Origin of the sequence: Luteimonas sp. R10 (assembly GCF_045689605.1) — a bacterium.
Classification (GTDB): Bacteria; Pseudomonadota; Gammaproteobacteria; order Xanthomonadales; family Xanthomonadaceae; genus Luteimonas.
Genome location: NZ_CP141262.1, coordinates 3,276,198 through 3,299,213, shown reverse-complemented (window position 1 = coordinate 3,299,213; position 23,016 = coordinate 3,276,198). Strand labels below are relative to the sequence as shown.

General features: G+C 70.3%; 18 protein-coding genes. 15 read left to right on the top strand and 3 right to left on the bottom strand.

The window, feature by feature from the left end; all coding sequences use genetic code 11:
* Positions 1-11 precede the first annotated feature (11 nt).
* The 3 genes from ggt (at position 12) to U3649_RS14380 (ending at position 3,525) form a co-directional block, all read left to right on the top strand.
* Entirely contained in the window at positions 12-1,796 is a 1,785-nt protein-coding gene (gene ggt / locus U3649_RS14390; protein WP_407351998.1) for a gamma-glutamyltransferase, read from the top strand.
* A gap of 137 nt (positions 1,797-1,933) precedes the next feature.
* On the top strand, positions 1,934-2,827 hold the full coding sequence (locus U3649_RS14385; protein WP_407351997.1) for an MBL fold metallo-hydrolase: 894 nt from the start codon (positions 1,934-1,936) through the stop codon (positions 2,825-2,827).
* Complete coding sequence (locus tag U3649_RS14380) at positions 2,824-3,525, top strand: hypothetical protein (protein WP_407351996.1); 702 nt, start codon at positions 2,824-2,826, stop codon at positions 3,523-3,525. Before U3649_RS14385 ends, U3649_RS14380 begins: the two co-directional genes overlap by 4 nt.
* Before the next feature lie 185 nt (positions 3,526-3,710).
* On the opposite strand, the gene upp is transcribed toward U3649_RS14380, so the two are convergent.
* Both upp and U3649_RS14370 read right to left on the bottom strand, forming a co-directional pair.
* Positions 3,711-4,343 (bottom strand): uracil phosphoribosyltransferase, encoded by a 633-nt coding sequence (gene upp, locus U3649_RS14375; RefSeq protein WP_407351995.1) that lies wholly within the window; start codon positions 4,341-4,343, stop codon positions 3,711-3,713.
* A 109-nt stretch (positions 4,344-4,452) separates the two neighbouring features.
* Entirely contained in the window at positions 4,453-6,780 is a 2,328-nt protein-coding gene (locus tag U3649_RS14370) for a TonB-dependent receptor plug domain-containing protein (RefSeq protein ID WP_407351994.1), read from the bottom strand.
* A 206-nt stretch (positions 6,781-6,986) separates the two neighbouring features.
* Here U3649_RS14370 and U3649_RS14365 point away from each other — a divergent pair, with 206 nt between their 5' ends.
* The 3 genes from U3649_RS14365 to U3649_RS14355 are packed head-to-tail and all read left to right on the top strand — an operon-like array spanning position 6,987 to position 10,185.
* Positions 6,987-8,099 (top strand): phytase, encoded by a 1,113-nt coding sequence (locus U3649_RS14365; RefSeq protein WP_407351993.1) that lies wholly within the window; start codon positions 6,987-6,989, stop codon positions 8,097-8,099.
* 29 nt (positions 8,100-8,128) lie between these two features.
* Entirely contained in the window at positions 8,129-9,520 is a 1,392-nt protein-coding gene (locus U3649_RS14360) for a fibronectin type III domain-containing protein (protein ID WP_407354628.1), read from the top strand.
* Positions 9,517-10,185, top strand: coding sequence for an inorganic diphosphatase (locus U3649_RS14355; protein ID WP_407351992.1), 669 nt, complete (start codon positions 9,517-9,519; stop codon positions 10,183-10,185). The genes U3649_RS14360 and U3649_RS14355 overlap by 4 nt, the downstream gene beginning before the upstream one ends.
* Here the strand turns inward: U3649_RS14355 and U3649_RS14350 are convergent.
* Positions 10,161-11,657, bottom strand: a complete 1,497-nt coding sequence (locus U3649_RS14350) for an aminotransferase class III-fold pyridoxal phosphate-dependent enzyme (RefSeq protein WP_407351991.1) — start codon at positions 11,655-11,657, stop codon at positions 10,161-10,163. The two genes, U3649_RS14355 and U3649_RS14350, sit on opposite strands and share 25 nt — an antisense overlap.
* Positions 11,658-11,799: 142 nt before the next feature.
* On the opposite strand from U3649_RS14350, the gene U3649_RS14345 reads away from it, so the two are divergent.
* The 9 genes from U3649_RS14345 to secF all read left to right on the top strand — a co-directional run bounded on the left by U3649_RS14345 (position 11,800) and on the right by secF (position 22,715).
* The gene (locus tag U3649_RS14345) at positions 11,800-12,234 is read left to right on the top strand and encodes an Lrp/AsnC family transcriptional regulator (protein ID WP_407351990.1); all 435 of its coding nucleotides are present in this window, start codon (positions 11,800-11,802) and stop codon (positions 12,232-12,234) included.
* A 197-nt stretch (positions 12,235-12,431) separates the two neighbouring features.
* Positions 12,432-13,472: a tRNA preQ1(34) S-adenosylmethionine ribosyltransferase-isomerase QueA gene (gene queA / locus U3649_RS14340; protein WP_407351989.1), complete on the top strand. Its 1,041-nt coding sequence runs from the start codon at positions 12,432-12,434 to the stop codon at positions 13,470-13,472.
* 567 nt (positions 13,473-14,039) lie between these two features.
* The gene (locus U3649_RS14335; protein WP_407351988.1) at positions 14,040-15,104 is read left to right on the top strand and encodes a Fe(3+) ABC transporter substrate-binding protein; all 1,065 of its coding nucleotides are present in this window, start codon (positions 14,040-14,042) and stop codon (positions 15,102-15,104) included.
* Positions 15,105-15,146: 42 nt separating this feature from the next.
* Positions 15,147-16,817 carry an ABC transporter permease gene (locus tag U3649_RS14330; protein ID WP_407351987.1) on the top strand — a complete coding sequence of 557 codons (1,671 nt, stop codon included), beginning with the start codon at positions 15,147-15,149 and terminating at the stop codon, positions 16,815-16,817.
* Entirely contained in the window at positions 16,814-17,827 is a 1,014-nt protein-coding gene (locus tag U3649_RS14325; RefSeq protein WP_407351986.1) for an ABC transporter ATP-binding protein, read from the top strand. Before U3649_RS14330 ends, U3649_RS14325 begins: the two co-directional genes overlap by 4 nt.
* A 257-nt stretch (positions 17,828-18,084) precedes the next feature.
* Positions 18,085-19,200 (top strand): tRNA guanosine(34) transglycosylase Tgt, encoded by a 1,116-nt coding sequence (gene tgt, locus U3649_RS14320; protein WP_407351985.1) that lies wholly within the window; start codon positions 18,085-18,087, stop codon positions 19,198-19,200.
* A gap of 272 nt (positions 19,201-19,472) precedes the next feature.
* Positions 19,473-19,811: a preprotein translocase subunit YajC gene (yajC, locus tag U3649_RS14315; RefSeq protein ID WP_407351984.1), complete on the top strand. Its 339-nt coding sequence runs from the start codon at positions 19,473-19,475 to the stop codon at positions 19,809-19,811.
* Positions 19,812-19,873: 62 nt separating this feature from the next.
* Positions 19,874-21,733 carry a protein translocase subunit SecD gene (secD, locus tag U3649_RS14310; protein ID WP_407351983.1) on the top strand — a complete coding sequence of 620 codons (1,860 nt, stop codon included), beginning with the start codon at positions 19,874-19,876 and terminating at the stop codon, positions 21,731-21,733.
* 16 nt (positions 21,734-21,749) lie between these two features.
* Positions 21,750-22,715 carry a protein translocase subunit SecF gene (secF, locus tag U3649_RS14305; RefSeq protein ID WP_407351982.1) on the top strand — a complete coding sequence of 322 codons (966 nt, stop codon included), beginning with the start codon at positions 21,750-21,752 and terminating at the stop codon, positions 22,713-22,715.
* Positions 22,716-23,016: the final 301 nt, after the last annotated feature.

Sequence of the window (23,016 nt, the reverse complement as noted above, 5' to 3'; positions counted from 1 at the left end):
CAGGAGACCGTATGAAACACCCGTTCAAACTCGCCCTGCTGCTGGTCATGGCTTTCGCACCCGCGCTGGCGGTGTCGCAGGAAGTCGCGGCGCCGCCGCAGGCGGCCGACGGAACCCGTTCCGAAGCGCGGAGACCGCCGGGCGTCGCCGTCGCTTCGGCGCACGCGCTGGCGACCGATGCCGGACTGCAGGTGATGCGCGAGGGCGGCAATGCCTTCGACGCGGCGGTCGCGGTGTCCTCGACGCTGTCGGTGATCGAGCCGATCAGTTCCGGCCTCGGCGGCGGCGGCCTCTTCCTGCTGCACCAGGCCGACAGCGGCCGCGACGTGTTCGTGGATGCGCGCGAAACCGCGCCGGCGGCGGCGACGATGGAGCGCTACCTGGACGAGGCGGGCGAACTCGACAGCGACCGCGCCACCAACGGTCCCTGGGCCGCCGGCATTCCGGGCCTGCCGGCGGCGCTGGTGCACCTGGCCGAACGCTACGGCAGGTTGCCGCTGCAGGCCACGCTGGCGCCGGCGATCCGCGTCGCCCGCGAAGGTTTCCCGGTTTACGGGCGCATGGCGCGCGGCTACGAGCGCAGGCGCGAGGTGATGGACCGCTATCCCGGCACCCGCGCGGTGTATGCGCCGCAGGGCAGGGGACTGCAGGAGGGCGATCTCTTCCGCCAACCGGACCTGGCGCGCACCCTCGAGCGGCTGGCGGCCGAGGGCTTCGACGGCTTCTACCGCGGCGAGACCGCGCGCCTGCTGGTCGAGGGCGTCAACGCGGAGGGCGGGCAGTGGACCGCCGACGAGCTGGCCGGCTATCGCGTGGCCGAGCGCGAGCCGATCCGCTTCGGCTATCGCGACTGGGAGATCGTCACCGCGCCGCCGCCGTCGTCGGGCGGGGTGGCGCTGGCGCAGATGCTGCAGATCCTCGCCGGCTGGGACCTGGACGAGCTGGACCCGGCGCAGCGCACCCACCTGATCGTGGAATCGATGCGCCGGGCCTTCCGCGACCGCACCTTCTACCTTGGCGATCCGGACTTCACCGACATCCCGATGCGCACCCTGACCAGCCGCGAGTACGCCGCCGGGCTGCGCGCCACCATCCACCCGCGCAAGGCCACCCCGAGCGACCTGCTCTCGGGCGAGCCGACCCCGCTCGAGGACGAGGAGACCACGCATTTCTCGATCATCGACGCCGAGGGCAACCGCGTCGCCGGCACCCAGACGGTCAACCTGCTGTACGGCTCCGGCCTGGTCGCGCCCGGCACCGGCGTGCTGCTCAACAACGAGATGGACGACTTCGCGCTCAAGCCCGGCACGCCCAACGCCTTCGGGGTGATGGGCTTCGAGGCCAACGCGCCCGAGCCCGGCAAGCGCATGCTCAGCTCGATGACGCCGAGCTTCATGGTCTCCGACGACCGCGTCGCCGTGCTCGGCACCCCGGGCGGCACCCGCATCATCACCATGGTGCTGCTGGGCATGCTCGGCTACGACGCCGGGCTGGGTGCGCAGGCGGTGGCGGCGCTGCCGCGCTTCCACCACCAGTGGCTGCCGGACCGCATCTCGGCCGAGAGCGGCGCGCTATCGGCGGAAACGGTGCGGGCGCTGCGGGCGATGGGCCACGAGGTCGACGCGCCGGACGAGGAAGCGGAAATGCGCCAGGCCGGCGGCCGCACCTCCAGCCACGTCTGGGGCAACCTGCAGACCGTCGCCTGGGACCTTCGCGACAACACCCTCGAGGGCGGCAGCGACCCGCGCAATCCGGTCGGCAAGGCGGAAGTGGAACAGCGCGCGACCACGCCGTAACCGCACTCGTAGGAGCGCACCGCAGGGGCGCGACCAGCCTTCCCGCGAAGAAGACTCGCGCCCCTGCGGGGCGCTCCTACCGAAGGGAGCAGTCGCCTTTCCAGCCCCTCCACGCCGACGGCGCTACACTCGGTGCCATGAAACTCTGGTCGATCGAGGGCAACACCCAGAAACTCGACGGCGGCGCCATGTTCGGCAACGCACCGCGCGCGATGTGGACGAAGTGGGCCCGGCCCGACGAGCTCAACCGCATCCCGCTCGCCTGCCGCGCGCTGCTGGCGCGGCCGATCAACGGCAAGACCGTGCTCTTCGAGACGGGCGTCGGCGCCTTCTTCGAGCCGAAGCTGCGCGAGCGCTTCGGCGTGGTCGAGGAGCGCCACGTGCTGCTCGATTCGCTGCAGGCGGCCGGCTTCTCGCACGAGGACATCGACGTGGTGGTGCTCTCGCACCTGCATTTCGACCACGCCGGCGGCCTGCTGCGCCAGTACCGCGAGGGGCAGGCGCCGGAGCTGCTGTTTCCCAATGCGATCTACCTGACCGGTCGCGAGCACTGGGAACGCGCCCGCAACCCGCACCCGCGTGACCGCGCCAGCTTCATCCCCGAGCTGCCGGATCTGCTGGAGGCAAGCGGGCGACTGCGGTTCGTCGACGGCGACCGTTCGCCGCTGCTCGGCGATGCGGTGAGCTTCACCTACAGCCACGGCCACACACCGGGCATGATGCTGGCCGAGATCCACGGCCCCGGCGTCGCCGTCGACGGCCGTTCGCACGGCGGCGTCGCCTTCTGTGCCGACCTGGTGCCCGGCCGGCCGTGGATGCATGTGCCGATCACCATGGGCTACGACCGCAACCCGGAACTACTGATCGACGAGAAGCGCGTCTTCCTGGAGGACAAGCTCGCGCGTGACGTGCATCTGTTCCTGACCCACGATTCCGGCGTCGCGCTGGTGCGGGTGAGCCGCGACGAGCGCGGGCGGTTCGGCGCCGCGCACGAGGTGACCGAGTTGAAGGCGAGGGTGCTGCATCCATGAAACACATCTGGCTGCTGGTGTTGCTGCTGTCGCCGCCTGCCCTCGCGCAGGAGTCCGCGGAACCCGGCGCGCCGCGCGCCGAACTGGCGCTGGTGGACGACGAGTTCGGCGTCGCCACCCGGCAGTTCGGCCTGCGCCGCCACGTCGAGATGGCGCAATGGCAGCGCAGCGACGGCGAATACGAGGTGATCTGGAGCGCACAGCCGATCGATTCCAGCGGGTTCCCGCCCCGGTACCGCAATCCTGGCGAATTCCGCCTGCCGAGCCGCGAATGGACGACCGCCGCGACGATGCCGGACGGACGTCCGCTGGCGGAAGCGGCGGTGGAAACGCTGGGCATCTGGCGGCCGCTGACGCCGGTCCCGGAGGCGTTGCCGGAGAACATGGCCGCCACCTTCCAGTTCGATGGCGGCACGCTCACCACCGCCGAGGATCCGAATGCCCCGCGTGCGGGGGATCTGCGCATCCGCTGGCTCGAGCGGGTGCTGCCGCCGTTGCGCGGCCAGGTGGTGCTGGAGGGCGGCGCCTGGGTGGTCGCCGATCCGCCGGCCGACTCCGCCGGGACCGCCGAGGTGCCGCCGGCCGACGGCGCCGGCGAGGTGCGCAACTACACGCCCTGGGCTGGCGGCTTGCTGCTGCTGATCATCGCCACCCTGGTCGCCATCCGTCACCACAGGCGCCGCCGCCGCACCCCGTAGAGCGGAGCTCGCTCCGCTGCTTCCGGCTCCGGGGCCGAGAGCGGCCGAGCAAGCTCGGCTCTACGGGGTGCAGAGGGTTGGCGGGTCCGGCTCCGTAGAGCGGGGCTCGCTCCGCTGCTCCCGGCTCCGGGGCCGAGAGCGGCCGAGCAAGCTCGGCTCTACGGGGGGTGGAGGGTTGCGGGGCGTCAGTCGGCGCGGGTGCCGAAGATCTTGTCGCCGGCGTCGCCGAGGCCGGGCAGGATGTAGCCCTTCTCGTTGAGACGCTCGTCGATCGCGGCGGTATAGACCTCGATGTCCGGGTGCGCGGCGTCGACCGCGCGCAGGCCCTCCGGCGCCGCGACCAGGAACAGGCCCTTGATCCGCGACGCGCCCGCGGCCTTGAGCATCTCCACCGTGGCGACCAGGGTGCCGCCGGTGGCCAGCATCGGGTCGAGGATCAGCGCGGTGCGGTCCTGCATGTCGCCGACCAGGTTCTCGTAGTACGGCACCGCCTGCAGCGACGCCTCGTCGCGCTTGATGCCGACCACGCTCACCTTGGCCGCCGGAATCAGTTCCAGCACGCCCGGCAGCATGCCCAGGCCCGCGCGCAGGATCGGCACCAGGGTGACCTTGCGGCCCTTGATCCGGCGCACGCGCACGGGGCCGGCCCAGCCCTCGACCTCGGTGTCCTCGGTCTCCAGGTCCGCCGTCGCCTCGTAGGTGAGCAGGGTGGCGACCTCCGCCGACAGCTCGCGGAAGGTCTTGGTGCTGTTGTCGGCGCGGCGCATCAGGCCGAGCTTGTGCTGCACCAGCGGATGGCGGACTTCGACGATCTTCATGGCGGGCCGGGGCGGGGAGCGTGCCGGAAGTCTGCATCAAACCCGGCCGTCCCACAAAGAAGAAGCCGGCTCGCGCCGGCTTCCCCCGATGTCGCGCGATGCCGGGCGCTCAGAACGCCCAGCGCATGACCAGCTGGTAGCTCGGGCCCGCTTCCTCGGTCTCCAGCTCGTACTCGTCGTAGTCGCGTTCGACCTGGTCGCCCAGGGTGTCGAACTTGTGGAAGAACTCGTCCTTCGAGGCATCCAGCAGGTTGGCGGCCGACAGGCGCACCGACAGGCTCTTGCCGAAACGCTTCTCGACGAAGGCTTCCAGGTCCCCGCCGTACTCGACGGTCACCTCCTCGCCCAGAATGCGTTCGTACGCATCGCCCTGCTTGCGGTAGGACACGCCGAAGCTGGCGGCCATCGACGGCAGGTCTTGGATGAAGCCGACGTTGTAGACCGACCTGGCCTGGTTGTTGAAGCGGCGCTCGCCCAGGAAGTCGTCGACCTCGGAGTTCACCCAGGAGTAGTTCAGGAACACGCCGGTGTTGTCCAGGCCGAACACGTTCAACGGGGTCGACAGGTCAAACTCGACGCCGTAGACCTTGCCGTCGCCGACGTTGGCCGAGGTGAACACCCAGCTGTCGGCCGGTTCGGCGGCCATGGCTTCCTCGATGCTGGCGACTTCTCCGTCTTCGACCATTTCTTCCCAAGTATCGAGCATTTCCTCGCTCGGCGCGCCGGTGTTGACCACTTCGATCAGGTCCTTGACGTCGCGGTAGAAGAGGTTGATGCCGACCACCCCGTTGCGGCCGAGGCGGTGTTCCCAGCCCAGGTCGATGCCGTTGGCGGTTTCCGGGTCCAGCTGCGGATTGCCGATGTAGTCGTTGTCGCCGAATTCGCCGTCCAGCAGGGCCGGGATCAGCTCGTTGAAGTTCGGCCGCTTGATGCTCCTGGCCAGCGACAGGCTGATGCGGTCGGCATCGGTCAGGTCCCAGCGCAGGTGCGCGGACGGCAGCAGCTCGTTGTAGTCCTTGCTGGCGACGCCTTCCGGTTCGCCACCGTCCTCGTTGTAGCGGATATCGGACTTGGTGGTTTCGTAGCGCAGGCCGGCTTCCCAGGCCAGGACGCCGGTCTTGCCGCTGAACTGGATGTACGGGTCCAGGCGCTTTTCCTCGATCACGCTGGCGACGGTGCCGTCCAGTTCGTAGGCCGCGGCGTCGCCTTCGTTGTCGGCTTCCCACTCGTAGGTGGTGAAGGCGAAGTCGCGCTTCTTCCGGCGGTAGTCGATGCCGAACTCCATGTCGGCCGCGGTACCGACGGGGCGCTGGTGCGCGAGCTTGAAGCTGGTCTCGGCGTCCTTGGCGTCGATGTATTCGGCTTCGCCCGCGGATTCGTCCCATTCGCCGTTCTCGTAAACGTGCTCGTCTTCGCTTTCCCAGCTCTCGTCGGTGAAGCGGGCGTGGTCGACGTCGAATTCGGTGGTGCCGCCGGCCATGTCGAACCTGTATTCCAGGCCCAGTCCCCAGTTGGCCTGGTCGACGGTGGCCAGGCCCGGCACGTCGGCGGTGATCACGTCGTCGTCGTCGTACTCCTCCTCGAACGACACCTCGGTCACGTCGCGGTCGGTCTTGACGTAGAAGCCGTCGATGCCGAGGCGGCCGGTGTCGCCGACATCGGCGGTGTAGGAGATGTTGCCCGAGTAGTCGCGGCCGTCCTTCACTTCGACCTGGTCTTCCCAGCTGACCAGTTCTTCCATCGACGGGTCGCTGAAGCGGTCCGAGCGCTTGTTCTTGGCGCGGTAGCGGTCCTGCACGTTGACGCCGGCGAGGAAGCGGCCGCCCAGGGCCTCGGTGCTGGTCACGGCGCCGAAGGTCGGGTTCACTTCGCCGTCGAACGCGCGGTTCGCGCCCAGGCGCAGGTAGCTGCCGTCGAACTCGTAGGCATCGCGCAGGACGATGTTGATCGCGCCCGCCACGGCGTCGCCCGAGCGGTTGGCGCTGTTGCTGCGCAGGACTTCGATGCGGTCGACCATTTCCGCCGGGATGCGGTCCACCCAGAACGAGCGGTCGTCGCCGGCGCCCGGCACCTTCTTGCCGTTGATCAGCACCTGGGTGTAGCCGCCGCCCAGGCCGCGCAGCTGCACGCCGTCGAATTCCATGATGTCGGAGCCGACGAAGGCGGCGCCCGGCACGCGCTTGACCATGTCGCCGACGGTGTTCGGCTCGAAGCGCTGGAAATACTCCAGGTCGTAGGACAGCACCGGCGCGGTGTCGTCGGTGCGGTTGCGATAGGCGATCTCGCCCTGGACCACGATCGTGTCGAGCTGCTTGGGGTCGCCGGCAATGCTGCCGTCCGGCGCGGTTTCCTGGGCGAGCGCGGCTGGCGCGATCGCCGGCAGCAGGGCAAGGGCGAGCGCCCGGGACAGGCTCGAGGCGCGCGGGTGGCGTTTCATCAGGCGGATTTCCGGAGAGCGGACGTTGGCGGCCCGTTGTACGCAGGTCATATGGCGAACAAATGACCGATTGGAGACAGTTGTCGCACGAGCGCGCCGGATGTCGTTTCCGCAACATGACTGTCGTAAAGCTGCGAAGCTGACACGACACGGACACATTGGTGTCGTAAACAGCCACGACTCCGAATTCATTCCCGGGAAAACCGATGAAGCCGTTTGCACCGCTCCTGTTCGCCGCGCTCGCGCTCGCCGGCTGTGCCACGCCATTGCCCGCCGATCGCGAGCCGGACGAGGCCTTCGAACAGGATCCGCTGCTGAGCGAGGCGCAGGTGCCCCACGTGGTGGTGGCCGAAGCGTTCGTGACCGAGGCCGCGCCGCAGGAGAACGTCGACTCGCCGACGGCCTGGCGCGCGCCCGACGGTACCCGCTGGGTGATCGCCACCGCCAAGGACACCCATCGCCTGCTGGTGTACGCCGGCGACGACGGCCGCCTGCTGCGCACCGTGGGCGGCCCGGGCGCACGGCCCGGGCAGTTCAATCGTCCCAACGGCATCGCCGTCACCGGCAATCTTCTCTGGGTGGTGGAGCGCGACAACCGCCGCGTGCAGCTGCTGCGGCTGCCGGACTTCACGCCGCTGGCGACCTTCGGCGAGCAGGACCTGCTGCAGCCGTACGGGCTCTGGGTGCAGCCGCTCGACGACGGCTACGAGGTGCTGGTCAGCGACAATTACATGTCGCCGCAGGACGAGGACGTGCCGCCGCCGCTGGCCGAGCTCGACCGCCGCTTCAAGCGCTACCGGGTGACCGGCGACGGTACGGACTGGAACGCGCGGCTGCTGGGCACCTTCGGCGCCACCGATCCGGCCGGCGCGATCCGGATCGCCGAATCGCTGTTCGGCGATCCGGAGCACGATCGCCTGCTGCTGGCCGAGGAGGACGTCGCCACCGGCACCCGCCTGCGCGAGTACGGGCTCGACGGGCGCTACCGCGGCCGCGACGTCGGTGCCGACGTGTTCCGTGCGCAGGCCGAAGGCATGGCGCTGATGCAGTGCGCGGGCGGCACGGGCTACTGGATCGTCAGCGACCAGTTCAAGGATCGCACCGTGTTCCATCTGTTCGACCGGGTGTCGCTCGACCATGTCGGCGCATTCGCCGGCGAGCGTACCGCCAACACCGACGGAGTCTGGCTCGACCAGAGCGGCGACGCCCGCTTCCCGCGGGGTGCGTTCTACGCCGTCGACGACGACCAGGCGGTGGCCGCGTTCGACCTGCGCGACGTCGCTTCGGCGCTGTCGCTGTCCGAATGCGAAGCACCGTGAACGGCGCCGTGGCCGAGGCGGCGGCGCCGATGCGCCGCGGAGCTGCGTGCATCGCGGGCCTGCTCGCGGCGATGCTGTTCGCGGCGCCGGCGTTCGCCAGGGAGGCGGAGCAGCGGCGCGCGCCGGAGCCGAACACGCTGGTGCCGGCCGGCGCGGTCCGCTATGCGCCGAGCGGCTTCCCGGACCGCATCGTCGCCGCTCCGGCCGAGGACGCCGCCACCGGCTTCGCGGTGGCGTGGCGCACCGGCGCCATGGTCGAGGCGCCCTGGCTGGAGATCGTGGAGGCCGGCGACTCCCCGGACATGGGAACGCCGCGCCGCATCCGCGCGACGACGCAGGCGCTCGCGACCGAGAACGGAGCCGCGCATCATCACCGTGCCGACGTCACCGGCCTGCAGCCGGACACGCTGTACGCCTGGCGCGTGCAGGGCGACCGCACCTGGAGCCCGTGGCGGCAGTTGCGCACCGCCGCCGGCGACGACAAGCCGCTGACGCTGCTGTACTTCGGCGATACCCAGAACAAGAATGCCAGCCTGACCACGCGGGTGACGCTGGAGGCGCTGCGGCACGCGCCCGACGCGCGGCTGGCGCTGTACGCCGGCGACCTGGTCAGCGGCGGCGACGGCGAGGACGACAACGAATGGGGCGAGTGGTTCGACGCCGCCGGCCCGCTGCCGTCGCTGCTGATGGTGGCGCCGGCCGCCGGCAACCACGAGCACTTCGAGGAGTTCGAGGACACCCCGCGGGAACGGCGCGTGCTTGGTGCGCACTGGCCGCTGGCCTTCGCCCTGCCGGGCAACGGCGCGCCCGGTGCGGAGCGCACCACCTACTGGTTCGACGTGCAGGGCGTGCGCGTGGTGGTGCTGGACGGCACCTCGGCGCTCGACCTGGGCACCGCGCAGGTGCAGGCCGCGTGGCTGGACGACGTGCTCGCCGGCGCCGCGTCGCGCTGGACCATCGCCCTGATCCACCAGCCGATGTTCTCGCCACGCCAGGACCGCGACAACGCGCTGCTGCGCGAGCACCTGTTACCGGTGCTCGAGCGCCACCGCGTCGACCTGGTGCTGCAGGGCCACGACCACGTCTACGGACGCCGCGGCGGGCCGGCCGCGGGGCAGGCGACGCCGCAGTACGTGGTGTCGGTCGCCGGCGCCAAGCAGTACCGGCTGTCGGACGCGGCGCGCGGCACGATGGATCCGGTGGCCGAGGACACCCAGCTGTTCCAGGTGTTGCGCATCGACGGCGACGCACTCCGCTACGAGGCGCGCACCGCCACCGGGCGCCTGTACGACGCCTTCTCGCTGCACCGCGGCCCGCAGGGTGCGCGGCGGATCGAGGAGCACGCCGCCGGCCGGATCGGCCAGCGCGACTGCCCGCGCGCGGCGACGCTCAAGGGCCGCACGGACAGGTGCTGGGAATGACCCCGTGTCCGCGCCGCTGCCGGGCGCCCCGGGTCGTGGCGCTCGTGCTGGCGGCGACGTGCGCGGGTCCGGCAGTCGCGGGCGGCGCCGGGCCGGTCGCCGAAGGCACCGGCGTACGTCACCCGTACGCGCTGGCGCAACCGCCGCGGGCACCGGCGGAAGCGTTGCTGGTGGTCGAGATCCCCGCCGGCGGCGCGACCAAGTACGAGATCGGCGCCGACGGCCTGGTGTTCGTGGACCGGTTCTTGTCGATGCCGGTGGCCTATCCGGCCAACTACGGCTCGCTCCCGGGCACGCTGGCCGGCGATTGCGACCCGCTCGACGCGCTGGTGCTCACGCGTGCGCCGGTGCATCCAGGGGTGCTGCTGCGCTTCCGCCCGCTGGGCGTGCTGCGCATGGTCGACGGGGGCGAGGCCGACGAGAAGCTCGTCGGCGTGCCGCTGGACGCCATCGACCCGACCTGGGCCGATGTCCGCGCGCTCGACGACCTGCCGGCGATGGAGCGCCGGCGGATCGAAGCCTTCTTCCGGGTCTACAAGGACTTGCCGGAAGGCGACGGGGTCGTGGAGCTGCACGGCTGGGGCGATGCCGGCGCCGCGCAGCGGGTGCTGCGCGACGCGATCGCCCGCGCCGGCGATCCTCAGGCGGCTTCGGCCTGCCGCTGACGCGGCCCTTCGAGCAGCGCGCGGCGCACCATCGACACCAGCAGGTCGAGTTCGTCCTCGGCCATGTCGAAGCGCGGGGTGAAGCGCAGCGAGTTCTCGCCGCCGTGGATCACGCCCAGGCCGTGCTCGCGCAGCCATTCCTCGCTGGAGCCGGCGCCGTAGCCCTTGAAGTCCTTGGCCAGTTCGCAGGAGAACAGCAGGCCGGTGCCCTGGACCTTGGTGACCAGCCCGCCCAGCTCGTCCTTCAGCGCTTCCAATTTCTCCAGCGCCTGGCGGCCGCGCTCGCGGACGTTGGCGCGCAACTCCGGCGTGATCGCGCCGAGCACCGCGCAGGCCACGTCGGCCGCGCGCGGATTGGCGGTCATGGTGTTGCCGTAGGTGCCGCGTCGGTAGATGGCGGCGGCACCCTCGCCGAGCGCCAGCACCGACAGCGGGTATTGGCCGGCGTTGAGCGCCTTGGAGTAGGTCTCCAGGTCGGGGGCGTCCTGCCCTTCGAAGCCGGGATAGTCGACGATCGACAGTGCGCCGGTCGCGCGCAGGCCGGCCTGGATGGAGTCGACCAGCAGCAGCGAACCGTGCGCACGGGTGAGCTCGCGCGCGGCGGCGTAGAACGCCACCGGCACGCGGCGTCCGGGGTCGCCTTCGCCCATCACCGGCTCGAGGAACATGGCCTCGACGAACCAGCCGTTGGCGTCGGCATCGGCGAAGGCCTGCTTCAGCGCGTTGATGTCGTAGGGCTCGATCGCGATCACGCTGTCCTCGCCGCGATAGCTGGCGAGATACTGCATGTAGGTCTTGCGGGTGGAGTCCGAGTACAGGGCGGGGCGGTCGGTGCGGCCGTGGAAGCTGCCCTTGACCACCAGGCGCTTGATGGTCCGGCCGGCGTGGCGCCCGCCGTCGTCGGTCATCGCCCGGGCGTTGGTATCGGCGATGCGCGCGGCCAGGCCGACCGCCTCCGACCCCGAGTTGAGGCACATGAAGGCGGCGAACGGGCAGCCGTCGCGGGCATGGCCGATCTCGGCGCGCAGCGCGCGTGCCAGCCGCAGCTGCGAGAGGCTAGGAGTCATGATGTTGGCCATCGCCTGCGGCCTGGCCATCGCCTCCAGCACCGCCTCGGGCGCGTGGCCGAAGCCGAGCATGCCGTAGCCACCGGTGTCGTAGAGCACCGCGCCCTTGAGGGTGACGATCCACGGCCCGCGCGCAGCCAGGGCGACGTAGGGATTCACGCCGTCCTGCGGGTAGAAGTTCACGAAGTCGGCCTGCACGGCCTGGACCTGGGCGTCCTCGTCGAGGTCCAGCAGTCCGGCGAAGTCGCCCTCGATGCGCGCGAATTCCGCGGCGGCGGCGTCGATCACGGCGACCAGCTCGGGGTGCCCGGCGGCGAAGCCGGCGACGGTGGCGTCGTCCAGGCCGGTGGTGCGGCGTTCGCCCTTGCGGGCGCGGAGCGGGACGAGGGTGTCGATCACGGACATGCGGTCCTCCGGGTGCGGGATGGGGCCGGCGCCGCGTTCGCGGCAGGCATCGCCCTATTATCGCGATGATTTCGTCGATTGATAGGTGCGATCTGCTCGAAATTCATGTAGATATCGTCGAATCGACGAACCGGGCAAGGAAATGAAGCTGACCGACGCCGACGAGGCGCTGCTGTCGCTGTTGCGCGAGGACGCCCGCGCCTCCACCGCGGCGCTGGCGCGCCGCCTGCAACTGTCGCGGACCACGGTGCAGAGCCGGCTGGAGCGTCTGGAGCGGCAGGGCGTGATCGCCGGCTACACGGTGCGGCTCAACGAGGACTACGAGCGCGAGCGGGTCCGCGCGCTGATCATGATCACGGTGTTCCCGAAGCAGATGCCGGCGGTGGTGGAGGCGCTGCGCGGGATGCCGGGGGTGCGCAGCGTGCATTCGGTGAGCGGCCCCTGGGACCTGGTGGCCGCCGCGGCGGTCCCGACCATCGGCGAGATGGACGTGTTGACCGACCGCATCGGCGCGCTCGACGGCGTGGAGCGCACGACCTCGTCGCTGGTGCTGTCGACCAAGTTCGAGCGCTATTGATCCGGCCCCCGTAGGAGCGCACCGCAGGGGCGCGACCTGATCGGGCCCATGTAGGAGCGCACCGCAGGGGCGCGAACGGCCTGTGCAGGAAAGCCGGTCGCGCCCCTGCGGTGCGCTCCCACGGAACGTGGGCCGGATCTTCGATCGGGTTTCATGTCGACGCCTTACAATGCCTGCGCCCCGTATACGTTGCCGCCTTGAAGAGATCGGATTTCCATTACGAGTTGCCGCCGGAGCTGATCGCACAGGCGCCGCTGCCCGAGCGTTCGGCCAGCCGGCTGCTGGTGGTGCCGCCGGGGGAGGGTGCGTTCGAAGACCGTCGCGTCCGCGACCTGCCGGCGCTGCTGCAGCCCGGCGACCTGCTGGTGTTCAACGACACCCGGGTGATCCCGGCGCGGCTGTTCGGGCAGAAGGACAGCGGCGGCCGGGTCGAGGTCCTGATCGAGCGGCTGCTGCCGGACAACGAGGCGCGGGCGCAGATCGGCGCCAGCAAGGCGCCGAAGCCGGGCGGGCGGATCGCATTCGACGGCGGCGGCGGCGCCGAGGTACTGTCGCGCGACGACGCCGGTTTCTATCACCTGCGCTTCGAGGTGCCGGACGCGCTGGAGTCCTGGCTGCTGCAGGCCGGGCGCATGCCGTTGCCGCCCTACATCCGACGCGCGCCGGGGCAGGACGACGACGAGCGCTACCAGACCGTGTTCGCGCGCCGGGTCGGGGCCGTGGCGGCGCCCACCGCCGGCCTGCACTTCGACGATGCGCTGCTCGACGCGCTGCGCGCGCGCGGCGTGCAGTTCGGGCACATCACCCTGCACGTCGGCGCCGGCACCTTCCAGCCGGTGCGGGTGGAAGACGTGCACCAGCACCGGATGCACAGCGAATGGCTCAACGTCGGCGCCGGGCTGATCGCGCAGATCCGCCGCACGCGCGAGGCCGGCGGCCGCGTGGTCGCGGTCGGGACCACCGTGGTGCGGGCGCTCGAGAGCGCCATGCACGACGGCGAGCTGCAGCCGTTCGCCGGCGAGACCCGGATCTTCATCTTTCCCGGCTACCGGATCCGCAGCGTCGACGCGCTGCTGACCAATTTCCACCTGCCCGAATCGACCCTGCTGATGCTGGTGTCGGCCTTCGCCGGGCGGGAACGGATCTTCGCGGCGTACCGGCACGCGGTGCGCGAGCGCTACCGGTTCTTTTCCTACGGCGACGCGATGCTGCTGTTTCCTGAGTCCGGCCATTCCTAGCGGACCTCCTTCCTGCTTCCTCGTTTTACTTCCTTGTGGGAGCGACGGAAGTCGCGACTGCTGTCGGACGGTCGCGGGAGTGGCGGAAATCGCAATGGCTCGGAGGCCGCTCGCGTCGCGACTTCCGTCGCTCCCACAAGGGCAATTCCCCACAAGGGCAATTCCCCACAAGGGCAATTCCCCACAAGGGCAATTTCCTACAAGGGCAATTTCCTACAGGGGCGATTTCCTACAGGGGCGATTTCCCACACAGGGGGCAATTTCCCCGCAGAGGTAGCTTCGCGGCAAGGTTGCTTCCGCACAGGCCGCCCACGCGGAGGGCCATTCCTGCAAGGGCTGCGCCTGCACGCAAGCGCCGCTCCCACGCGGCGCCTGACCGCACGGGACCCAGTGGCTTCAGCAACGCGCCCGATGGGCGCCCTGGGCCGAACACCCGTAAATGATTAGAATTCTCATTCCCGCTCCAGCCATCCGCTTTCTGCGCCGCCAGGGCCGGTCGAACCGAATCCACTTTCCAGGAGACGTCCCATGCGTTCCGATCGTTCCGTCATTCGCCCGAGGCATGCCATGCCCCTGTTCGCCGCGGCCTGCGCGGGCCTGTTGCTGGCCGCGTGCAGCCAGCAGGCGCCACCGGCCGCCGACCCGGCTGCCGAAGCTGCCGCCCCCGTCGCCGGCGGCGAGGTCAACCTCTACACCACGCGCGAGCCGGGCCTGATCCAGCCGCTGCTGGACGCCTTCAGCGAGGACACCGGCATCGAGGTCAACACCGTGTTCCTGAAGGACGGCCTGCTCGAGCGCCTCGGCGCAGAGGCCGAGCGGTCGCCCGCCGACGTGCTGATGACGGTCGATACCGGCAACCTGCTCGACGTGGTCGAGGCCGGCCATACGCAGCCGGTGAAATCGCCGGCGCTGGAAGCGGCGATCCCGGCGCACCTGCGCGGCGGCGACGGCCAGTGGTTCACGCTGTCGCTGCGCGACCGCGTGCTGTACGCCGACAAGGACCTCGAACTCGACGGCTTCGCCTACGAGGACCTGGCCGACCCGCAGTGGAAGGGCAGGGTGTGCATCCGTTCCGGCCAGCACCCGTACAACACCAGCCTGTTCGCGGCGATGATCGCGCACAACGGTGTCGAGGCCACCGAGCGCTGGCTGCGCGGGGTCAAGGCCAACCTGGCGCGCAAGGCCGCCGGCGGCGACCGCGACGTCGCCCGCGACATCCTCGCCGGCATCTGCGACGTCGGCATCGCCAACGCCTACTACGTCGGCCGGATGAAGAACGCCGAGGAAGGCTCGGAGCAGCGCCAGTGGGGCGATGCGATCCAGGTGATCCGGCCGGTATTCGCCGGCGCCGAGGACGGCGGCACCCACGTCAACATCAGCGGCGCGGCCGTCGCCCGGCACGCGCCCAACCGCGACAACGCGGTGAAGCTGATGGAATACCTGGTCTCGGACGAGGCGCAGAGCCTGTATGCGAAGGCCAACTACGAGTACCCGGTGAAGGCGGGGGTGGAGCTCGACCCGGTGGTCGCCGGCTTCGGCGAGATGAAGGTCGATCCGCTGCCGTTGACCGAGATCGCCAGGTACCGCAAGCAGGCCAGCGAGCTGGCCGACAAGGTCGGCTTTGACGATTGAGGCCGGCGCTTCCGGCTCGGCCCCGGGCCCGCGGCAGCGCCGGTGACGCGAGGCCGGCCCGACCCGTGGCAGCTCGCGGCGACGGCGATCGCCGCAGTCGCGCTGCTGCCGTTGCTGGCGCTGGCCTGGACCGCGGCGCAGGGCAGCGACGGCCTGTGGTCGCACATCGTCGTGCACGTGCTGCCGCGGGCCTCGACGAACACGTTGCTGCTGCTGGCGGGCGTCGGGGTGCTGGTGACGGCGATCGGGACCGGTGGTGCCTGGCTGGTGACCGCGTACGTGTTTCCGGGGTCGCGCGTCCTGTCCTGGGCGCTGCTGCTCCCTTTGGCGGTGCCGACCTACATCGTGGCCTTCGCCTATCTCGACCTGCTGCATCCGCTGGGGCCGGTGCAGGGCGCGGTGCGCGCGCTGCTGGGCTACGAGGGCCCGCGCGATTTCCGGCTGCCGGACATCCGTTCGCTGGCCGGCGCCGTGCTGCTGCTGGGCTTCGTGCTCTATCCCTACGTGTACCTCACCACGCGGGCGATGTTCATGACCCAGGCGGGCAGCCTGCTGGAGGCGGCGCGCTCGCTCGGCAGCGGCCGCGTGGCGTTGTTCCTGCGGGTCGCACTGCCGCTGGCGCGGCCGGCAATCGCGATCGGTGCGGCGCTGGCGCTGCTGGAGACGCTCAACGACATCGGCGCCTCCGAGTTCCTCGGCGTGCGCACGTTGACGGTATCGATCTACACCACGTGGATCACCCGCAGCGACCTGCCCGGTGCGGCGCAGATCGCGCTGGCCATGCTGGCGATCGTGGTGGCGGTGATCGCGCTTGAGCGCTACGGCCGTCGCCGCCAGCGCTACGCCGCCGTCCAGCGGCCGCGGCCGATGCGGCCGCTGCGGTTGCGCGGCACCGGCGCCGCGGTCGCGCTGCTGCTGGGATGGCTGCCGGTGCTGGTCGGCTTCCTGGTGCCCGCGGCCTATCTGTCGTGGGAGACGCTGGAGCGCCTGCGCCACGGCGGCGTCTCGCGCCAGTTGCTCGAAAGCGCCTGGAACACGGTGTCGGTGGCACTGGCCGCGACCGCGGCCACCCTGGCGGCAGGGCTGGTAGTGGCCTGGGCCCTGCGGCTGGCACAGGCACGGCGGCGTCCGCGCATGGGCCAGGCGAACCTGCGTATCGCCAGCCTCGGCTATGCGATCCCCGGTACGGTGCTGGCGATCGGCCTGCTGGCGCCGCTGGCCTGGTTCGACGACGCCGGCAACTGGCTGCTGCAGGCTTCCGGCGGTGCGCCGCGAATGCTGCTGATGGGCTCCACGACGGCGCTGGTGCTCGCCTACACGCTGCGCTTCCTGGCGATCTCCGCCGGCGGCATCGAGGCGGGGCTGGCGCGGATCCCGGTCTCGCTCGAGCAGGCGGCGACGGGGCTCGGCCACGGCGCCACCGGCACGTTGCGGCGGGTGCACCTGCCGTTGCTGCGCCCCGCCATGGCCGCGGCCGCGCTGCTGGTGTTCGTCGATACCATGAAGGAGTTGCCGGCCACGCTGCTGCTGCGGCCGCTGAATTTCGAGACCCTGGCCACCTGGCTCTACGGCGAAGCCGCGCGCGGCACCTACGAGGAGGGCGCGGTGGCGGCGCTGCTGATCGTGCTGGTGGGCCTGCTGCCGGTGATCCTGCTGGCGCGCGCCGGCCTGCGCTACGGCCAGGGTGCCGACCTGCAGGAACGTTTGCCATGAACCCGTCCACCCGCACCGAACCGCTGCTGCAGCTCGAGCGGGTCCGCGTCGGCTATCCGGCCAGCGGCCGGCTGCGCGTGGTCGTCGACGACCTGTCGCTGGCATTGCGCGCCGGCGAGATCGGCTGCCTGCTGGGGGCGTCCGGTTGCGGCAAGACCACCGTGCTGCGCGCGATCGCCGGTTTCGAGCCGCTGCACGCGGGCCGCATCGCGTTGCTGGGCCAGACCGTCGCCACGGCCGCGGCGGCGTTGCCGCCGGAGCGCCGCCGGGTCGGGATGATGTTCCAGGACTACGCGTTGTTCCCGCACCTGGACGTCGCCGCGAACGTCGGCTTCGGCCTGCACCGCATGCCGCGCGCCGGACGCCGGGCCCGGGTGGAGGCGATGCTGGACCTGGTCGGGTTGCGGGATTCCGCCGGCGTCTATCCGCACGAACTCTCCGGCGGGCAGCAGCAGCGGGTCGCGCTGGCGCGCGCGCTGGCGCCGGAGCCGGCGCTGCTGCTGCTCGACGAACCGTTCTCCAACCTCGACATCGATACCCGCCAGCGCCTGGCCGGCGAGTTGCGCGCCCTGCTCAAGTCCACCGGCACGACGGTGTTGCTGGTGACGCACGACCAGGCGGAGGCGTTCGCCATCGCCGATCGCATCGGCGTGATGGAGCGCGGCCGCATCCTGCAGTGGGACGATGCCGAGACGCTCTACCGGCGTCCGGCGGATCGTTTCGTCGCCGACTTCATCGGCCGCGGTGCGCTGGTGCCGGGTGCCGCGCTGGGCCTGGCGGGCGACGTGGAGGTGCTGCTGCGGCCCGAATGCCTGCGCCACGATCGCGACGGCCCGATCCGGGCGGCGGTGGTCGAGGCCGGTTTCCGTGGGCCCGGTTACGTCGGCAGCGTGCGGCTGGCGACGGGCGAGCTGGTCGAGATCGACCTGCCGGAGGGAGTGCCGCGGGCGCCGGGAGAAATGCTGACGCTGCGGCTGGTCGAGCAAGCGCTGGTGACGTTCCCGCGCTGACGGCGCAGTGGGAGCACGCCGCGCCGGGGCGCCTTCGTCCGTTGCGGTGAGACAAGGCCCGTCGCCACGGGCGACATGAACCCAGGCCCGGTACGAAGGGCTCACGCCTCACCTGCCGGCTCGAGGCGCCGGCTGTCAGCAGCCGCCGTCCGTGGCGACGGGCCGATCCCCGCCGTGGCGGAAAGGGCTGCCTGGGGCGGCGCGATCCGCGACAATGGCCTGCCGCGCCCGGCGCGACCGTCTCCGATCACCACCCCATGTCCCGACTGCAATTCGAGCTGCTCGCCAGCGACGGCGCCGCGCGCCGTGGCCGCCTGACGTTTCCACGCGGCACGGTGGAGACGCCGGCGTTCATGCCGGTGGGCACCTACGGCACGGTCAAGGGCATGCTGCCCGCGCAGGTGCGCGCGACCGGCGCCGAGATCATCCTCGGCAACACCTTCCACCTGTACCTGCGGCCGGGGCTGGAGGTGATCGAGGCGCACGGCGGGCTGCACGGATTCGGGCGCTGGGACGGTCCGATCCTCACCGATTCCGGCGGTTTCCAGGTGTTCTCGCTGGCGCACCGGCGCAAGATCACCGAGGCCGGGGTCACCTTCCAGGCGCCGACCGACGGCAGCACCGTGTTCCTGGGGCCGGAAGAGAGCATGCGCATACAGAAGGCGCTCGATGCGGACATCGTGATGATCTTCGACGAGTGCACGCCCTATCCTGCGACCGGCGAAGTGGCGCGGGCCTCGATGGAGCTGAGCCTGCGCTGGGCCGAACGCTCGAAGCGCGCGCACGAGGGCAACGACGCCGCGCTGTTCGGCATCGTGCAGGGCGGCACGCACCGGGACCTGCGCACGCGCTCGGCCGACGGCCTGAAGGCGATCGGCTTCGACGGCTACGCCATCGGCGGCCTCGCCGTGGGCGAGCCGGAGGCCGAGCGCAACGCCATGCTCGAGCACACCTGCCCGCAGCTGCCCGGGGAGCGGCCGCGCTACCTGATGGGCGTCGGCCGGCCTGAGGACCTGGTGGAGGCGGTGGCGCGCGGTGTCGACATGTTCGACTGCGTGATGCCGACCCGCAACGCGCGCAACGGGCACTTCTTCACCTCGACCGGGACGGTACGCATCCGCAACGCGAAGTACGAGAACGACCTGCGTCCGATCGACGAGGCCTGCGATTGCCCGGCCTGCAGCGGCGGCTTCAGCCGCGCCTACCTGCGCCACCTGGACCGCTGCAACGAGATGCTCGGCCCGATCCTGGGCACGCTGCACAACCTCAGGCACTACCAGCGGCTGATGGCCGACATGCGCGCGGCGATCGCCGCGGGAACCTTCGCCGCCTTCCGCGAGTCGTTCTACGCGGTGCGGGGCGGCGGCCGATAGCGTTTTGCCGGTCACCAGTCACCGATCACCGGTTACCGGTCCCGGTAGTCGGTAGCCGGGAAACCGGGAAGCTCCCGCACCGTCATCCCGGCGCAGGCCGGGATCCAGTGCGGTCGCGCCGAAAGGCCCGGTGGATCCCGGCCTGCGCCGGGACGACGAGCACTACCGGCTACTGATTTCACAGCCGTCGCCCGGCCGTGCCGTCGCCGGGAGGCGCCCCCGACGGCCGCATGGCATAATTCCCCGCTATTTTTCCTCCGATGGACCCGCCGATGAACCTGCTGGACTTCCTGATCGCTCCCGCCCATGCCGCCGCAGGCGCCCCGGGCGGCCCGAGCCTGCTCTCCACCCTGATGTTCCCGCTGATCCTGATCGCGATCATGTACTTCCTGCTGATCCGTCCGCAGATGAAGCGCGCCAAGGAGCACAAGGCGATGCTGGAGAAGCTGTCCGTCGGCGACGAGGTCATCACCGGCGGCGGCATCGCCGGCACCGTGCGCGCGATCGGCGACAGCTTCGTCACCGTGGAGATCGCCGACCGCGTCGAGATCCGCGTGCAGAAGGGCGCCATCGGCAACGTGCTGCCCAAGGGCACGCTCAAGTCGGCCTGACCGCTCCTTCCGTTCCTTCTTTCTAGGCGCCAGGTCGTCGACCCCGCGCGCAGGGCTTCGCAATGCTCGAGTTTCCCCGCTGGAAGTACGTTCTCATCCTGGCCGTCGTGCTGGTCAGCGCCTTGTTCGCGTTGCCCAACATCTATCCGCAGGATCCGTCGGTGCAGATCACCGCGCAGCGCGGTGCCGCCGTCGATGCCCGGTTGCGGCAAACCGTCGACGAGGGGTTGCAGGAGGCGGGCGTTTCGCCCAAGGCGATCGACGTGGACGGCGACACCATGCTGGTGCGGCTGTTCGACCTCGAGGCACAGACCCGCGCCGCCGATGCCCTGCGCTCGCAACTGGGGGAGGACTACGTCGTCGCGCTCAACCTGGCCTCGACGGTGCCGGATTGGCTGACCGCGGTCGGCGCCAAGCCGATGCTGCTGGGCCTGGACCTGCAGGGCGGCGTGCACTTCCTGCTGCAGGTGGACCAGCGGGCGGCGCTGGACAAGCGCATCGAGGCCTATGCCGAGGAGGCGCGCGCCACCCTGCGCGAGAACCGCATCCGCTACCAGTCGGTCGAGCGCCGCGCCGACGGCAGCATCCTCGCGGTGCTGGCGCCGGACGCCGACGCCGAGCGCGCGCTGTCGCTGCTGGCGGCGGCGCAGCCGATGCTCAACCGCGACCTCGCCGGCAACGACATCGTCATCCGCCTGCCGCAGGCCGAGATCGACCAGATCTCGGCCGACGCCATCGAGCAGAACATCACCACGCTGCGCAACCGCATCGACGAGATCGGCGTGGCCGAGCCGGTGATCCAGCGCCAGGGCGACGACCGCGTGATCGTGCAGCTGCCGGGCGTGCAGGACACCGCCGAGGCCAAGCGCATGATCGGCGCCACCGCGACGCTGGAATATCGGGCGGTGATCGAGGGCGACGCCTACGCCGCCCAGGAAAGCGGCGTGGTGCCGGCGGGCGGCAAGATCTACCACCACCGCCGCACCGGTCCCGACGGCAAGCCGATCCCGTACATCCTCAGCCGCCGCATCATCGCCTCCGGCGAGGAGATGGTGGCCGCGCAGTCGACCTACGACCAGGACGGCCTGCCCGCGGTCAGCGTCACCCTCAACGCCGCCGGCGGCAAGCGCATGTTCGACTTCACCAGCGCCAACGTCGACAAGCCGATGGCGGTGGTCTACATCGAGCGGATCCCGCAGGTGCGGACGGTCGACGGCGAGGAGGTGCGCAGCTTCCGCGTGCAAGAGGAGATCATCTCGGTCGCCAACATCAACGGCGTGTTCGGCCGCCAGTTCCAGACCACCGGCCTGGAGAAGCAGGAGGCCGACGATCTCGCCCGGCTGCTGCGTTCCGGTTCGCTGGCTGCGCCGATGGACTTCATCGGCGAAGGCATCGTCGGCCCCAGCCTGGGCAAGGAGAACGTGGATCGCGGCGTGACCGCGGTGCTGTACGCGTTCCTGTTCACCCTGGTGTTCTTCATGGCCTACTACCGCATGTTCGGCCTGGTCACCTGCGCGGCGCTGCTGCTGAACCTGCTGATCGTGGCCGCGGTGATGTCGATCTTCGGAGCGACCATGACCTTGCCCGGCTTCGCCGGCCTGGCGTTGTCGATCGGCCTGTCGGTCGACGCCAACGTGCTGATCAACGAGCGCATACGCGAGGAGCTGCGCAACGGCATGCCGCCGAAGACGGCGATCGCGACCGGCTACGACAAGGCGTCGAGTTCGATCGTCGACGCCAACATCACCGGCGTGCTGGCGGGCGTGGCGCTGTACGCGTTCGGCACCGGGCCGCTGCGCGGGTTCGCGATCACCCTGGTGGTCGGCATCCTGGCGTCGATGTTCACCGCGCTCACCGTGACCCGCGGCATCGTCACGCTGATCTACGCCCGCCGCAAGAAGCTCAAGTCGCTGGCCGTCTGACGGGAGGACCCCACTTATGAAGATTTTCCCGCTGACGCTGATCCCCACCAACACCAACATCGACTTCATGCGCATGCGCTGGGTCGCGCTGACGCTGGCGCTGCTGGTGTTCGCCACCGCGATCGGCGCGGTCGCGGTCAAGGGCTTCAACTTCGCCCTGGACTTCACCGGCGGCACCGCGATCACGCTGCGTTTCCAGCAGCCGGCGGACGTCGACGCGGTACGCGCGCGCATGGCCGAGATCGGGCACGAGAACGCCCAGGTGCAGACCTTCGGCAGCGGCACCGACCTGCTGGTGCGGATGCGCGCGGAGGAAGGGCAGGACACCGTCGACGAGGCCGCGCGGCTCGCCCAAGACGTGCAGGAGGCGGTCAGCACGCCGGAGAACCCCGCCCAGATCCTCGACCGCGAGTCGATCGGCTCGCAGGTCAGCGCCGAGCTGGCGGAAAAGGCGACCGAGGCGGTGCTGTTCGTGCTGGTCGGCTTCCTGATCTACATCGGGTTCCGCTTCGAGTGGAAGTTCGCGGTGGTGGCCTCGTTGACCACGCTGTTCGACGTCGGCGTGGTGGCGGGCTACTTCGCGCTCAGCGGGCGCGAGTTCGACCTCACCGTGCTCGCCGGCCTGCTGGCGGTGATGGGCTTCTCGATCAACGACACGATCGTGGTGTTCGACCGCGTGCGCGAGAACTTCCGCGCCATGCGCGCGTCTCCGCTGGACGTGTTCAACCACTCGATCAACCAGACCCTCTCGCGCACCATCATCACCTCGGCGGTGTTCTTCCTGTCGGTGCTGGCGCTGTACCTGTACGGCGGCGGCTCGCTGGAAGGCCTGGCGCTGACGCAGATGATCGGCGTGATCATCGGCACGCTGTCTTCGATCCTGATCGCCTGTCCGCTGCTGACCGTCGGATTCCTCAAGGTCACCAAGCAGGACCTGCTGCCGAAGGCGAGGGACGAGGCGGCGTTGGCGCGAAGGCCGTGATTGGTGATTGGTGATTCGTGATTGGCAGGATCGGGGCTCGACTCCATCGGAACCACAGAAAGGGAAAGGCCGCGCCCTGCGCGGCCTTTTTCGTGGTGTGTTTCGGTTTGCGGGAAGCTTGAAGCTTCCGGTGCCTGCGCTGTACTTCCCCCTTCGAAGAAGGGGGATTGAGGGGGATTTGCTTTGGCTTTGGCTTTGACTGGCCGGGCGCCCGGCAGATCCCCTCAACCTCCTTTTTCAAAGGGGGAAGTGCAAGAGCGCGAGTAGCAGGAGATGGTTTTCGCGTTTTCCTGGCGCGCGG